Source organism: Maribellus sediminis, from assembly GCF_011799805.1.
GTDB lineage: Bacteria > Bacteroidota > Bacteroidia > Bacteroidales > Prolixibacteraceae > Draconibacterium > Draconibacterium sediminis_A.
Map to the genome: position 1 here is coordinate 520,674 of NZ_WXUB01000003.1, position 15,187 is coordinate 535,860.

Genomic DNA, 15,187 nt, shown 5'->3' on the forward strand with positions numbered 1-15,187 from the left:
AAACTCAAATACCGAATGATTTATTTTGAGGCTGTTGAACTGCTTGAACGGCCGGGGAATAAGTTGAAATTGTAGCTGAGCATAACTTCATGCGATCCGTTTTGGAATCCACTTAAATCGCCGATTGTAATGTCGTAGGAATATCCAATTGTTAATTCAGGCAAAGGCTTAAACTGCGCTATGGCACCGTAAGCTGCATCGAAGCGGTACATGGCGCCAATCCAGAATTTCTCTCTGAAACCGAACAGAGCAGTTAAGTCAAACGAAAGCGGAGCACTTTTTACCCACTTCATCATTCCACTTGTTTTGAGTTGAAAATCCGGACTCAATTCAAACTGATGACCACCAACAAAGTACAGGTGCATTTCCTGTTTGTTTACATAGTCGGTACTTACATCTTCACGGGTGATTTTATTTTCAATAAGCCGCGGTGCTGATAACCCGAGGTAGGTATTGTCGGAAAACAAATAAAAGCCTACTCCCACGTTGGGCAAAAAATTCTCGTAAATATCGTTGTCCAGAATCGGATCGCCCGGATCAATCGTAATCAGATCGGTAAGGTTGGCGCGGTAAAAGCTTACTCCTCCTTTTAGTCCCATGCCCAACTTAAAGTCTTCAGAAACCTGCAGAAAATAGGAATAATCAACATAAAATCCGGTCTGTTTTATGGGGCCAATTCGGTCGGATAAGAGCGAAATGCCAACACCAATATTTTTCCCTTCCACCGGCGAGTTAAAGGCAAAAGATCGAGTAGCCGGAGCACCGTCGAACGACACCCACTGGCTGCGGGCAACCACCATGGCATTTCCAATATTTTTGGAGCCGGCATAACCTGGATTTATCACCAGCAGGTTATCCATGTACTGGGTATAAAGCGGATCTTGCTGAGCCATGGCTTTTCTGTTATTGAAAAGCAGCATCAATAACAGGCCCGTGAAAATCAATATGTATTTACTTGCTCTCATTATCTGTCGAGATACACTGATCCCCCAATCTTTTTATCTCCGTTTCCTAAATCAATTACATAAAAGTAAGTTCCGGTTGGCAGGTCACCATTTCCTCCACCTACATTCGATTTGCCATCCCAGAATACCGGGTTGGTGTTAATACTGTAGTTTTTAGCCTCGTATACTTTTTTGCCCCAGCGGTTAATTATTGTAATGGAGTTACCCGGGTAATATTGTATTCCTTTGATTTCGAAGAAATCGTTGATGTTGTCGCCATTTGGCGTAAAGGCCTCCGGGATTAAAAAATCTTCGCGCGATATATACACATACACTTGTGCCTCATCGCAGAGTTGATCCACATTACAGATTCTGTATTCAAAAAGATCGCTGCCAACAAAATTATTGCCGGGGGTGTAGTCGATGGTTCCATTGGCATAATTCACACTTGCATTTCCGTTTAGCGGGTATTGCACAATTTCCAGGGTATTGATGTCAGGTTCGCTGCCGGTAAATTCATCGTTGGCCAAAACATCGATCGCTACCGTACTCTGGAAATCAGTAGTATCATAATCATTGTTAGCAATTGGCGCATAAATCACCCTGCTTACTACAACCGAATCAAGCGCGGTACATCCAAATTTATCGCTAACCTCCAGGTAGTAGGTTCCGGCTTGACTCACGATGGGGAACGCAGTGGTAGCACCTTCATCAATATTTCCATTTTCTGTTGTCCACTGGTAGGAAATATTTTGCCCTTCACTTGCCGATCCATCCAGTAAAACGGTGGATCCTTCCGGAATCATTAGATCTTCGCCTGCATTGGCGGTAATTTCCACTACACTAATAACAACAGTGTCGCGTGCACTGTTTCCTGCCGAATTACTGACAGTTAACACATAGCTTGTAGTTGCACCTGCGGTGAAAGTCGGGCTTGGAACAGTAGGATCGCTTAAATATTCAGCCGGCTCCCACGAATAGGTATACGTTTCATCAACAGGGGTAACCTTATCGAAGAAGTAGGAATTACAACTTCCGATTGTTGTGTCAGGTCCCGCATAAACCTGAATCGGTTCCGGATCTGTATTTACTTCAACTGTCTGTCGAACTGTATCACTAATACAGGCATTTCCATCGGTAACAACGACTTTCACGGTGTATATTCCCGATGGACCATCCCAGTAAATATCAGCAGTTGATGTGTCAATCGTACTTAAATCGGTGCTACTACCTTCAGGTGGATCGACAAACCAACTGTAAACGGCATTCTCGCTGTTACCTCTTATCATTGAAACCGTGTAGGTTCCTACATCTTGTTCTTTTTCCGAAGTACTTGGATTATCGAATTGCAAGACCGGCAAAGCATGAATACTCCGTATATGTTCGCTGCCACCACTTGAAACGGGTATATTTATTCCTTTGATATCTTTTGCCGATTTTAATCGGACCGGTACCATAGATTCCTGATCGGGACTAACATTGAACCAATTTGAGTCGATGTTGATTTGTTGATTGTCGTACGCTACTTGCTGTTCAAATGAATTTTCGTTCACCTGAAATTCCACCAGTACCGGATAATCAGTGCCGGGGAGTGGCAGCCCGGTTTCATCAAGTAATATTACTGGCAGAACAAAAGAATTATCAGTTAAACTATAGCAGTCGCTACTTACCAAATTAGTAAAGGAAATGTTACGGTTATTTGGCATTACATTAACAACCATCACTTTTCGGTTTGTACAACCGGTTATGTCTGTTTCGCTAACATTCAGGTAATACATTCCTGCTGTTTTCCATAGAACTGTTACTTCGTTCCGGTTAACATTTGTAGTAAAATCATAGTCCGCTGTATCAGCTTCTGTGTCGGGATTAAGATCAATGAGAACACTCCAGGAATATTCACTTCCAGGATGATCTTCAACAAAAAAGCTCTTTTCGGCACCTTCGTACACGACAAAAGCCTCCTGAGCTGCCCCGCTTAGGGCAGCCAGAAGAGCTATGATCATTATGAAAAATGCCTTTATTTTCAACTAATATATTTTATTTGAACATAATTTCTGAATGCACTACATTCTTTCCTCAATCAAATTTGTCGAAGAACAATTTCGTTCAATCCGGTTAAATATTAGTTTGTACCTATACCGCTGGTATTTGGTCTGGCTACATTGGTGTCGCCAGTGTAACCACCAGTTCCGTTGTCGTCTACACCGTTCGATGCTTCGCCATTCAAGATGGTAACAGTTGCTGTATAATCCTGTGCATCTAACGCAGAACCGTTTGTGAATTCGGTCGCATTGTTGACCTCGAATGTGAAGGTTACAGGATTGTTATCCGTTACTGTAATTTTCGTTCCTGAAACCGATCCATTTCCTGAAGTAACCGCAAGAGTTTCGGACATTGTACCACCATACGAATTGTAATCGATACCTGCATCGAATGAGTATCCGGAATATGAATCACTTAAGCCTGTTGGACTAACAGTAAACTGAATGGTGGCTGTTCCGTGAACATAAGTTATAACACTCGGATCCGAAATGTCGATTGAAGCAGTGACGGCGCCATCGTAACATTGATCAGTTGCACCAGACAGCGTCAGGAAGAACGGACTTTGAGTAATCTGAACAGGAAGAATTTTATTGTTGGTACAGCCTAAAGCGTCCTCCTCGGTTACATGAACATAGTACCAATCACCAACCGAAACAGTATCAGCCCATGCAATACTAATAGAATCAGACTGAATTACAGAAATTGATCCGGCATCGGTTGTATCAGTCAAGGTTGCTTTTGTAATCGTCCAGGAGATAGAACTTGTTTCACTTCCCGGAGTAATAAAATAAGTTTGTGTTGCCCCCGGAGCCGGTTTCGTTCCGGTGCTTTGCGCAAAAACATTCGCGCTCATCGCGGTCGTTACGACCGCAAAAAAAAGTAAAATCAACTTTTTCATAATGATTGTTTTTAGTGAGATTATTAAATTCTTGACAGTTTTTTAATCTGTTATAATGCTTGAGGTATTTGGTATGGGATTAATGATTCCTGTTGCGGTCCAATCGTTGGTATCCTTGTCGGGAGTATTGTAATCAAGTTCTTTTGCTTCGGTAATTTCCACAACGGCACTTAATTCATCAAATGCACTACCTGCAACTCTTACAGAAATGGTTGCAGCTCCTTCTCCAGATGCTGAAGTAATCCCAGTTAACGTGAAAGATCCGCCTCCATTATCTGTTAATGTACCTGAAGTAGACGAAACATCATCAATTGTTGAAGCAATATTACCAGAAGCTACGTTAAATGTAATTTCCCAATTCGGATTCCATGTGGTACTACCACTGACCATGCTTACGCTAAAATCAGTTGTTGTAAAATTATTGTTGGCATCTGTGGTATCAGTTGCGCTGTTACACTCATCATCGGGAGAAGCAATACTCACATCAAATGTATTATCAACTACATTCAGGGTAAGCTCTTTGGTTGTTATACAGTTTGTTGTAGCATCAGTTTCCTGAAAAATTATTTTATGCGGATTCCCCACCTTCGTCAACCAGGTAATATTTAAGGAATCGGTAGTTGTAGAGGCCGAATTTATTGTATAATCAGTTCCTGCTACTCCCCCGGTAACCGACCATTGAAACGTATTCCCCGATTTGCCGGGAACTACTTTGTAATAATGCGTTGAGCCTACAAGTGGATTCTGACCACCTTGTGCCATTGCTGCTGCACTAATTATCATCAGTGCTGCTGTCGCGATTAAGTAAGTATAAATCTTTTTCATTTTTTAGTTTTTATAGTTGTGTTTTAATTAATCGGGTATTATTTCTCCGGTAGATGGTAATTCGCTAATTACGATTGAAATATTATATGCACCGCTAACACATCCAGTAACACTATTATCTACTGTAAGTGTTGCACTATAAGATCCAGGATTTTTATCCGAAGGAAAAACAAGCAAAATACTGCCTCCCGAAAGAGCAACGTTTGTTACATCTGGTATATCATTGTCAACATAATCAATACTATAGCGGTTTGCACCACCACTGATCGCAGTATAACTCAAGCTGCCATTTCCTTCTGCATAACACGTTTCTGCGATATTCGATTCTAATGTTATTGAGGGGATTGGATAACTATTTATGGTGATTGTATTTGAAGTATCGGGACTATTACTCACACAAATCAAACTACTTATCATTTCACACGAAATAACATCTCCATCGTTCAAGGCCGAGCTAACAAATACGGAGGAGGTTTCGCCCGGCACTGTTACTCCATTAATCATCCATTGATAAGCAGGATTCGTTCCTCCATTAACGGGGGTCGCACTAAAAGTTACTTCTGTACTGTCGCATACTGAAGCTGACGGTGAGACACTGATCGAAACATCGGCAATTGTTGATCCATCTGTATCTATAACCGTCATGTAATCTATATAAAAAGCAGGCTGACCACTTTCCTGAATCTTGGCCTTAATAACGTATGTTCCAGGTGCATTAAACGTAATATCTGTTGCTTGCGAATTCGGATCAGAGATTGTAGCATCCGGTCCGGTTACTATCCATTTTGATTTACTCCCCCATATATCATTATATGCATATGCGATGGTTGACCCGGTACACACGGTATCTAAATCAGGTTCTGTTTCAATTGGAGTATAATCCTGCACAGTAATGAAATAACTACATGACTCAGTGTTTCCACTAGCATCATAAGCTATTGTCGTTACCGGAACGACATCAATTACGGACAAATCAACTGTAATTGGATTGGAACTTTTTGAAACTCCGGGACAATTGTCATTTACTTCGATGGGCACCAATGAAAAGACATTAATGATTGTATCAAATGGAGTGGAAAAAACTGCATCGGGACAAGTATCAATGGTTGGGAGCTCTGAATCAACAACCTGCAAAAAAATTGTATCAGTTATGGAATTACCAGACAAATCCTTTGCCTGAAAACTTATGGGAGTAATACCAATCGGAAAAACTGTCCAACTAGTGTCTTGTGATGTTCGAGTAATCGTTACGGTCGAACAATAATCGATCGCAGTTGGCTGAGGCAAACTGCCAGGATTAATTACCCATCCACATTCTCCGGGAGTATTGTCAAAAGTAACAGTATCACGAATTCCAGTTCTAAAAACCGGAGGATTTATATCTGAAACCAAAACATAAAAACTGCAGGTATCTTTATTTCCTGCAGCATCCGACACTTCGTAGCTAACTAAAGTGTTACCAAGCGGAAAAGTATCACCGGGAGAATAGCCTTCAATTAATGTGATGCTTTCAACTATACAATTATCAGAGGCAGTAGGGATTGTGTAATTAACTTCTGCACCACATAGAGAATCGTCGCTATCGACCAACATATCCACTGGGCAACTTAAAAATATTGGTTTTATGGTATCTTCAACTGATGCCATATCACTAATTCCAACCAAAGCACTGTTACAGCTTTCAGTAATAATTGAATCCAATGTTAGTACCTGATTCGTTAAAGCGCCGGCAATAAGTATATCAACTGCCCCCCCCCACAAGACCGTTGAATCCTGAACACCATTGAGCGAATAAAAAATAATGGCTTCCGAAGTTCCGGAGAGGTTAAAAATTACGTTATCCCCCGAACACACAGGACCATTATTTCCAGTTATTACTGCAAATGCAGAAGCACCAGCAACCTTTGCCCTGTGCGATATAATCGTAGTTGTTCCTTCAATAATTTTGACAAAATACTCACCCGGCTGTGATACATTGAATTGAAAATTCGTCTCACCCGGGATTTCAACCCCGCTGGAGTCGCACCACTGATAAGCATCAGCTGTTTCATTTATTGCAGAAATTGTAACCGTTTCTCCTCCACACAATTCTGAATAAACCGGGGTTACTCCTTTATTCACATCCCCTGAAACAAAGAGATCATAAACACCAGTGCTATCATTCTCATTGTCTTCCATGGAAATAATATCCCCGTAATTACATGTATCTCCGGAATGAGGAATATAAGATGCGGGATCACCACACTGCAACCCGGCAATGTCGGTTGAAACCGTTCCAAGTATGTAAATTGCAGCAGTTGTGTCTACCTGCGCAGTAAACTGTGAACCCGTTGTGTTAAGATCACCTGCAATAAGAAGATGTGCACCAATGCTAAGGTCAATTTTGTTTTTAATTATTAGATCGCCATAAATGATGCAAACAGCACCCATGTTAATGGTAAAAACGGCACCAGAAAAGGTAAAGTCGGAATTTATAATTAAAGTATCGTTTATTATAAGTGTATCCTTGGGACCAAAACTGGGAATATTGTTTGTCCAGGTAGTATAAGTGCTAATAATTGTGGAACTCCCTCCCGGAGCTTTAGCTGCTGCCGCCTTTGCCGAAAATGGAGCAAAAGCAAGAGTCCCCATAAATATCAGTGCCAACAGGATAAGCCAATTGAATTTAAATGAGCGTACGACACTATACCAGACATGATTCCATGCGTGGAACCGTTGACCCTTTATGGTATCCCACGACCAAACATTGGTCAAAACAACACAACTTAACTTTATCTTATCTTTTGCGCAATTCAAATTTGTCCCAAAACTTGTTTTACAATCACATCGTTTTCATTCTCATCCTTTAACTATGCATTATCGTATCAAGCCGCTCACACTAAAAATCAAAATGAGACATTGCTCAAAACGACCAAATACCTAATTGACAAACGTGCACAAATTTTGTTGACGACCATACCCTATTTAGAACCAGTCCTAATAAATATAATCCTGTTAACCAGCAAGTCACACAATTATCAACCTCCAGTATAGCAATTTAAAATCGATATGAAAATAAGTAATTTGAGACAGCACCCCTAACGGCAAATTCCACATACGGGATATTTTGCCATAATGGGACACATGGGGTTTTACTTTCGAAATTATTTATAAAAGAGGGGTTTTATTGAGAAATTTTTAGGCTCCTGCCAAGCTATTTTGAAAAACCTTTTCCGGTAGCTTTTAAGCCCTCCAGATCGTTAACCGTAAAATCGCCATAGAACGAAACAAGGAAACTGTTTCCTGACGAATTATCATTATGAAGAAAAACATGACACTCTTTATACTTTTTACCTTTTCCGAGTAACCAAATTTCAGCATTTGAATCGTCTTCTTCATCTTCGTATTTTTTATACTGCGAAGGAAGCATCGAAACCGCCTTTTTCAAAAACGCTTCTCCCGACATATCTCCTTTCTCAGGATTATAGGACAGGAACCTGATTTTCTGTAAATCGCCGGACACTTTCTTTTCTTCACCGTCATCACCAAGATCGATGTTAAAAGCATCGGTCATGTCTTTCGTGAACGTAAAACTGGTAACACCATCTTTATTATCAAAAGCATCATAAATCTTATCGGCTTTACTTTGCGACATTGCAAGGAGGCTCGACAACAATAGCCCGAGCGCAAAAAAAAGTGTTGTTATTGTTTTCATGAGAAAAAGTTTAAAAATATGAATGAATAATACGAAGACGCAAAGCTTTAAAAAAGATTACATTCAAATCAAACTTTGTGTCTCCGCATTATGGCATTCGAATGATCTTAAGTAATTAGTTGGCTTCTTTTAAGGTCAGGCCTTCCGGCTTCATTTCCCAATATTTCCCAACCATATCACGATCCCAGGTATTCGAGGTATTTTCAATGTCGTGAATGATCTTCTGCATTCCTTCTCCCAAATAAATGGATTTTCCCTCGGGAACTTTTACCGTTATATACACTTCCTGGTTACGCCACTTATCGGTTTCGCCTAAAAAGAAATAAGGATCGAAAACAATTGTTGAATCATTAACGGTAAAGTTGTATACAATATCCTGGCTGTATTCTTTGGCTTCATCTCTCGACTTGCCACGCGATACTCCTTTAACGGCTACTGTAAACTCATCAGAATTAGAACGAACTACATCCAACTCAGGTTCGCCGACAAATACCTCGTCGCCATCTACCATATACACACTAAAACCTTCGATGTCCCAATCGAGCTCGGCGTAGTCTTCGTATTTATTCTCAGCAATATTTAAATAAAGTGTTTCGCACGAATCACAATCAATCACTTTGGTCGAGGTTACCGAAGAGCGATCTTTAAAGTGTTTCACCTGCGCTGCTGAAATCGATAAGAGAACAATGAGCGAAACAAACCACACTCCGATCATACTCAAAACAATGGCTGCATTGTTCGATTTAAAACGAAACACCAGCTTAGTTCCTGCAAACAGCATGGCCAGCAAAGGAATTCCAATCAGAATACCTACAAGCACTAGACCAAGCGTAACAGTTCCGGGCTCAACAAAATAATTCAGGAAATCAGGCATATATACTTCCGGGCTCCAAATCATTGGCAAGCCTGAAACAAATGAATGACCAATAACCATCGAAGAAATAAGCCCGAGTAATCCGAAGAAACCTGACAGAAGCAGGATCACACCAAAAATGATCACAAAAATCTTAAGGATTACTTTCACGATATTAAAAGCAACATCACCGGCTCCTTTCATCGATTTTTTTCCCTTAGAGTAGGTATCCGACTCCTTAAATTTTTTGTAACTCTCTTTTACTTCCTTTACTTCTTCCTTTATCGATTTTTCGATGTTTTTTACCGTAGCTTCCTGCCCCCGCATTTCAAGGCGCTGCGCAGTATTTATTGCTTTTGGAACTGCAATCCATAAGATAATGTATGCAATAGGTCCTGCCGGGAAAGTAACAAAAAATAATATTGCAAAAATGATACGCAGAACCACCGGATCCATTCCGAAATAAGCGCCCAAACCACCACAAACGCCACCCAACACACGATGGTCAGGATCGCGGTATAAACGACGTTTGCGCTTAGCTTCCGCAGCGATACTTTCTTCTTCTTCGCCTCCTTCTTCGGCAAAATCCTCAGGAGTTCCCATGGTCTTAACCACTTCGTCCACCCATTCAACCGTAATTACTTTTTTATCTTCGCTGGTTTTTGAGCTGAATATTTCGGCAATCCGCGCTTCTATATCAGACAAAATCTCCTTTCCTTCATCATCGTTTCCAAAATGACTTTTCAGGTTGATCAAATACTTCTGAAGTATGTCGTACGCATCTTCCTCAATGTGAAAAACTGTACCACTTATATTAATTGTGAATGTCTTCTTCATCTTGATTATTGTTTGAAATTTTCGGGTTTTGCTTATGCTTTATTGGATTTTATTTTATCGACTGCCATCACCAATTCGGTCCATGAACCTTCCAGTTCGCCAAGAAAAGTCCTTCCGGTATCGGTCAGTTCATAGTACTTCCGCGGCGGCCCCTGGGTAGATTCTTCCCATCGATAAGCCAGTAATCCGTCGTTTTTCAGACGAGTTAAAAGCGGATACAAGGTACCTTCAACAACAATCATTTTTGCGGCTTTTAACGATTCAATGATGTCGCTGGCGTAGAGTGGCTTGCCATCCAAAACAAGCAGAATACAATATTCCAATACCCCCTTACGCATTTGAGCTTTTGTGTTTTCAATCTTCATTATCTGTCCCTCTTTAGTTGATTTTCCTGTTTTCTCCCCGTTCTGTTAAATATTCCAAACATCAGTCGAAACCATCCACTCTTCAAGCTGAAGTGCCGATTCAGTTTCAACAGATGTTTGAAATAAGTTTTGATCTAACATCCAGTATTCCAGCTCCATTGACTTGTCGCTTAATTCTTCTACATGAAAGGCCGAAACCGCAAAATTCGACTCACTTGTCATCCAGGACTCCATTTCGAGGCGAGTTTCCATTTCGGTTTCATAAAAGAACTCAACACCAGCGGCATTTTCTGCCGATGCTTCCGTGGCTTCGCCACTATCGACCATTGCCATAGCAATGTGTCCGAAGCTGCTGTTTTCAAGAAATCGTTTCCAGAAATCCTGTGCGCTCACCGTGTAGCTTATCAATACAAAACTAATAACTACTGCGGCAAATCTCAGAACTGCTTTTTGAACATTGTTTTTTGTTTTCATCTTGTTTAAATTTTAGCTTTCTGTTGTACTGGATGTAACTTGCAATCAAAATTGTTTTCATGGCTTTGAATTTTTCTGAATGCTCGTTTCATTGTTTCTTGTTTTTGTTTCTGTTTTGCTTCTTGTTTTCGCTGAATCTATTTTCAGTGCTTTTGTACTATTAGGACGATTCCTTTTTGCCTTCGTTACAACCGTAAAGAACTTTTTTTAAAATATTACCAAGCTTTACATCGTTGTTTGCATTACAAATATATATCTTTTTATTAGTACCATGCAACACATAGTACCATATTTTTATTAGAAATGTGCAATGAATAAACTTCATTTGCCTCTGCTACTGAACGTTAACATCATTTCGTTAGATTATTATTTTTTATGAATGAAGGGGCTAATCAAAATTTTGTTTAACAATATAATTATAATGACACCTTCAAAACGGCGAAAAGCTCTGCCACTAATGTTTATAATCTCTTGATAAGCTGTTAACAACTCTGATCATTTGTTTAACAACTAAGCTACTTTTTATTTGCTTATCCCTTTGTTTAATATGAATTTTAGTTGATGAATTAAGGATGAGCTGGGGATATTATATTAACATATAATTTAACTTCCTGTTAATATAAAATAGAAAAAGAAAACTTTCTTTTGCCAGAGATTTATGGACTAAAGATCGGGATAATAAAAATGAAGCACATGTATCCTTTTGAGATTTGGTTTAGATACTTATTACACACCACAAGGGTGTTAACTACCAAAATGCTACTTCAAACCGGGATAACTTTTATTACGGAATTACATTGAAATTCAATATTTATTCTTTATTCAAAAAGAATGGTTCTATGAAAAAAGCAAATACACAATTGGAAAACTCTGCCAGCACCATTGGCGTACTTCAAATTCAAACATGCAATACCTTATAGCAAAATATTTATTCTCAAATTTATATTAATCCAAATCAAAAGTTTTATGAAAAGAATTAGAATTTTTGTAGGTGTGATATTGTTTATTACAATTATCATATCACAAGTTCAAGCACAGGTAACCACTTCCAGTATGGGTGGACGTGTTTCTGATGCTGATGGAGCTGTAATCGGTGCAACGGTGATTGCTACACACACACCTTCAGGAACAACTTATGGTACTGTAACCAACCTGGAGGGCCGATTCTTCCTAAACGGTATGCGTGTAGGAGGGCCTTACACTGTTAAAGTTACTTTCATTGGCTATGGTGCATACACGCAAAACAACATTACTTTGAGTTTAGGTGAAAACTATGTAATGAATGTTGTACTCTCGGAAGAAACATTATCGTTAGATGAAGTTATTGTTTCGGCCACCCGCACAAAGTTCTCTAATGAGAAAACGGGAGCAGTGACCAATATCACAAACGACCAGATAGCTAATTTGCCCACAGTGAATCGCAGCATTTCAGACATTACCCGCCTTTCACCTTATGGTGGAAATGGGATGAGCTTTGCCGGCACGGATGGCCGTACGGCTAACTTTACTGTGGATGGAGCTAATTTCAACAATAACTTCGGTTTGAGTGATGCGCTTCCTGGTGGTGGCAATCCAATTTCTATTGAAGCTATCGAAGAATTACAGGTTGTAATCGCGCCATACGATGTTCGTCAAACTAACTTTATTGGTGGTGGTGTAAACGCTATTACAAAATCGGGTACAAATACATTCACAGGTAGCGCTTACGTTTATCACAAAAATGAAAACATGCGCGGTGATGCTGTTGATGGTCAACTAATTGCAGGAGCACGTGAAAAAGACCGTAATACAACCTACGGTTTCACTTTAGGTGGTCCGATTATCGAGAACAAACTGTTCTTCTTCGTTAACGCTGAAATGTCGGAAACACCAACAATTGCCAATCGTTGGAGAGCTTCAACTGATGGTGTTGCTGATCCGGACAATTTTATCTCCCGCACAACAGAAAGCGATCTTCAGACAGTTTCTGATTTTGTAAAAAATAAATATGGATATGAAACGGGATCTTTTACAAGTTTCCCTGCAGATGAAAGCAACAAAAAATTGCTTGCTCGTTTGGATTGGAACATCACAGACAAGCATCGTTTAGCGCTACGTTACAACTACACCAAGAATGCTTCATGGAGATCTCCCAATGCTTCTTCAATGGATGCTGGTACACGTATGTCAGAAGCAAGGATGTCAAAAGCTTCAATGTCATATGCCAACTCAATGTATTCGATGGACAACCTTGTTCATTCATTCTCTTTTGACTTAAACAGTCGTTTATCGGATAACATCTCTAACCAATTCCTGGCAACCTACTCTAAACTTGACGATATTCGCGGAACAAATTCTAACGAATTTCCTTTTATCGACATTTTGAAGGACGGACAGGCCTACCTCTCATTGGGTTACGAGCTATTTACCTGGAACAATGGCGTTCACAATAACGTAGTGAACATTAAAGATGAAATGACCTATTATTTAGGTAATCATAAAATTGTTGGCGGTGTTGCTTTCGAGTATAAAATGGCTGATAACTCGTATATGCGTAATGGTACCGGATACTATCGCTACACAAGTCTTGATGACTTCCTGAACGAAGGAACACCTGAAATTGTAAACTTAACTTATGGTTACGACGGTGAGAGCAATCCTGCAGCTCGCATAAGAACAAACAAAATTGGTGTTTACGGGCAAGATGATTGGAGCCTTACTGAAAATTTCAAACTTTCGTATGGACTTCGTATTGATGGGCTTTTCTTCAACAATAGCGACCTGATCACAAACAATGCTATCGCTGCCATCGATTATAACGGTCGTAATATCGATACAGGAAAATGGCCTGATGCAAATATCATATTCTCTCCCCGCATAGGTTTTGTATGGGATACATTTGGCGATAAGAGCTTGAAAGTTCGTGGAGGTACCGGTCTTTTCTCTGGTAACTTACCACTTGTATTCTTCACCAACATGCCAACCAATGGCGGTATGGTTCAATACCAGGCACAAATAAATGCAAGAAATGCTGGGAATAATGGTTTCACAATGGATGAATTTGCCGGTGGTCTTGTAACTGATGCTAACGGAAATGCTAATATTGCTGCGCTTTACGATAAGTTAATATCATTGGGATATCCTTCAACTATTTCTCCTGAAGACGGAACTGTTCCTTCTGCCATTGCAGCTGTTGATCCAAACTTCAAAATGCCTCAAGTATGGAAATCGTCACTTGCTGTTGATTACGCATTCAAAACATCTTTCCCATTCTCTGTAACGGTAGAAGGAATTTACAATAAAACAATCAACGGTGTTTCAATTTCTGACTGGAGTATTCCAAATGTAGGTGGTTTCGCCCGATTCAACGGTGTTGACAATCGTCCGATTTATCCTGCCGGTTATCGTACCGCCACAAAAGCCTTTGTATTGGAAAATACAGACCGGGGCTATGGTTGGTCGGGCAACATCACACTTAATGCCAGACCAGCAGATTGGATCAGCCTGATGGCTGCTTATACGCATACAGTTGCTAAAGATGTAACCGGAATGCCGGGATCGAATGCTGAATCAGCATTTACATACGTTCCAACAGTAGAAGGTCCTAACAACATCAAATTGCACAATTCGCAATACACTACACCCGATCGTCTTGTTGCATCGCTTACTGCCCACGACAAAGGTGGCAACCACTTTAGTATTATCTATGAAGGATGGCGCGGTGGATATAACTATTCATACATGACGGTTAACGACATCAACAGTGACGGTTACAACTACGATGCAATTTATGTTCCAACTGACGATGAAGTGGCCAAAAATGAGTTCCGCTTTGTTTCAGCAGACGATCAAACTCGTTTTATGGACTATGTGCATTCCGATGATTATTTGAAGGATCAACAAGGCAAATATGCTGAAGCCTATAGCGTTTACTCTCCGTGGGTACATCGCGTGGACTTGGGTTACAAACATGATTTTGCTGTTAAAGCAGGCAATAGCCAACACAAACTGCAACTTAGCCTTGATATCAAAAACGTGATGAACCTGTTCAACTCCAGCTGGGGTGTAAGTAAACATTTGAACCCGGAAATTGGCTCAGAAGCTCGTATCCTCAAATACGAAGGTGTTGATGCTGACGGTGTGGCTACATTCTCTACACCTGCTTCAATCCATGGTGATACCAAAACTTTTACACCAAACTACTCGTTGGGTCAAACCTGGTATGCATTAATCGGTATCAAGTATATTTTCAATTAATTTAAAAGCACTGACAAT

General features: G+C 40.2%; 10 protein-coding genes. 1 reads left to right on the top strand and 9 read right to left on the bottom strand.

The genetic code is table 11. The features are described 5' to 3' along the window. Nucleotides 1-20: 20 nt before the first annotated feature. The 9 genes from HFD85_RS14060 to HFD85_RS14100 all read right to left on the bottom strand — a co-directional run bounded on the left by HFD85_RS14060 (nucleotide 21) and on the right by HFD85_RS14100 (nucleotide 10,933). Entirely contained in the window at nucleotides 21-965 is a 945-nt protein-coding gene (locus HFD85_RS14060; protein ID WP_167610983.1) for a PorP/SprF family type IX secretion system membrane protein, read from the bottom strand. After that, entirely contained in the window at nucleotides 965-2,947 is a 1,983-nt protein-coding gene (locus HFD85_RS14065) for a T9SS type B sorting domain-containing protein (RefSeq protein WP_167610986.1), read from the bottom strand. The genes HFD85_RS14060 and HFD85_RS14065 overlap by 1 nt, the downstream gene beginning before the upstream one ends. A gap of 119 nt (nucleotides 2,948-3,066) precedes the next feature. Next, nucleotides 3,067-3,885 (bottom strand): hypothetical protein, encoded by an 819-nt coding sequence (locus tag HFD85_RS14070; protein ID WP_167610989.1) that lies wholly within the window; start codon nucleotides 3,883-3,885, stop codon nucleotides 3,067-3,069. Between the two features lie 42 nt (nucleotides 3,886-3,927). Next, on the bottom strand, nucleotides 3,928-4,710 hold the full coding sequence (locus tag HFD85_RS14075; RefSeq protein ID WP_167610992.1) for a hypothetical protein: 783 nt from the start codon (nucleotides 4,708-4,710) through the stop codon (nucleotides 3,928-3,930). Between the two features lie 27 nt (nucleotides 4,711-4,737). Beyond that, nucleotides 4,738-7,356 (bottom strand): HYR domain-containing protein, encoded by a 2,619-nt coding sequence (locus tag HFD85_RS14080; RefSeq protein ID WP_167610995.1) that lies wholly within the window; start codon nucleotides 7,354-7,356, stop codon nucleotides 4,738-4,740. Nucleotides 7,357-7,903: 547 nt separating this feature from the next. Beyond that, nucleotides 7,904-8,404, bottom strand: a complete 501-nt coding sequence (locus HFD85_RS14085; protein ID WP_167610998.1) for a DUF4252 domain-containing protein — start codon at nucleotides 8,402-8,404, stop codon at nucleotides 7,904-7,906. 115 nt (nucleotides 8,405-8,519) lie between these two features. Further along, complete coding sequence (locus HFD85_RS14090) at nucleotides 8,520-10,094, bottom strand: PspC domain-containing protein (RefSeq protein ID WP_167611001.1); 1,575 nt, start codon at nucleotides 10,092-10,094, stop codon at nucleotides 8,520-8,522. 32 nt (nucleotides 10,095-10,126) lie between these two features. Next, nucleotides 10,127-10,459, bottom strand: coding sequence for a PadR family transcriptional regulator (locus tag HFD85_RS14095; protein ID WP_167611004.1), 333 nt, complete (start codon nucleotides 10,457-10,459; stop codon nucleotides 10,127-10,129). A 45-nt stretch (nucleotides 10,460-10,504) separates the two neighbouring features. After that, the gene (locus HFD85_RS14100) at nucleotides 10,505-10,933 is read right to left on the bottom strand and encodes a hypothetical protein (protein WP_167611007.1); all 429 of its coding nucleotides are present in this window, start codon (nucleotides 10,931-10,933) and stop codon (nucleotides 10,505-10,507) included. Between the two features lie 966 nt (nucleotides 10,934-11,899). On the opposite strand from HFD85_RS14100, the gene HFD85_RS14105 reads away from it, so the two are divergent. Further along, nucleotides 11,900-15,169, top strand: a complete 3,270-nt coding sequence (locus tag HFD85_RS14105) for a TonB-dependent receptor (RefSeq protein ID WP_167611011.1) — start codon at nucleotides 11,900-11,902, stop codon at nucleotides 15,167-15,169. Nucleotides 15,170-15,187: the final 18 nt, after the last annotated feature.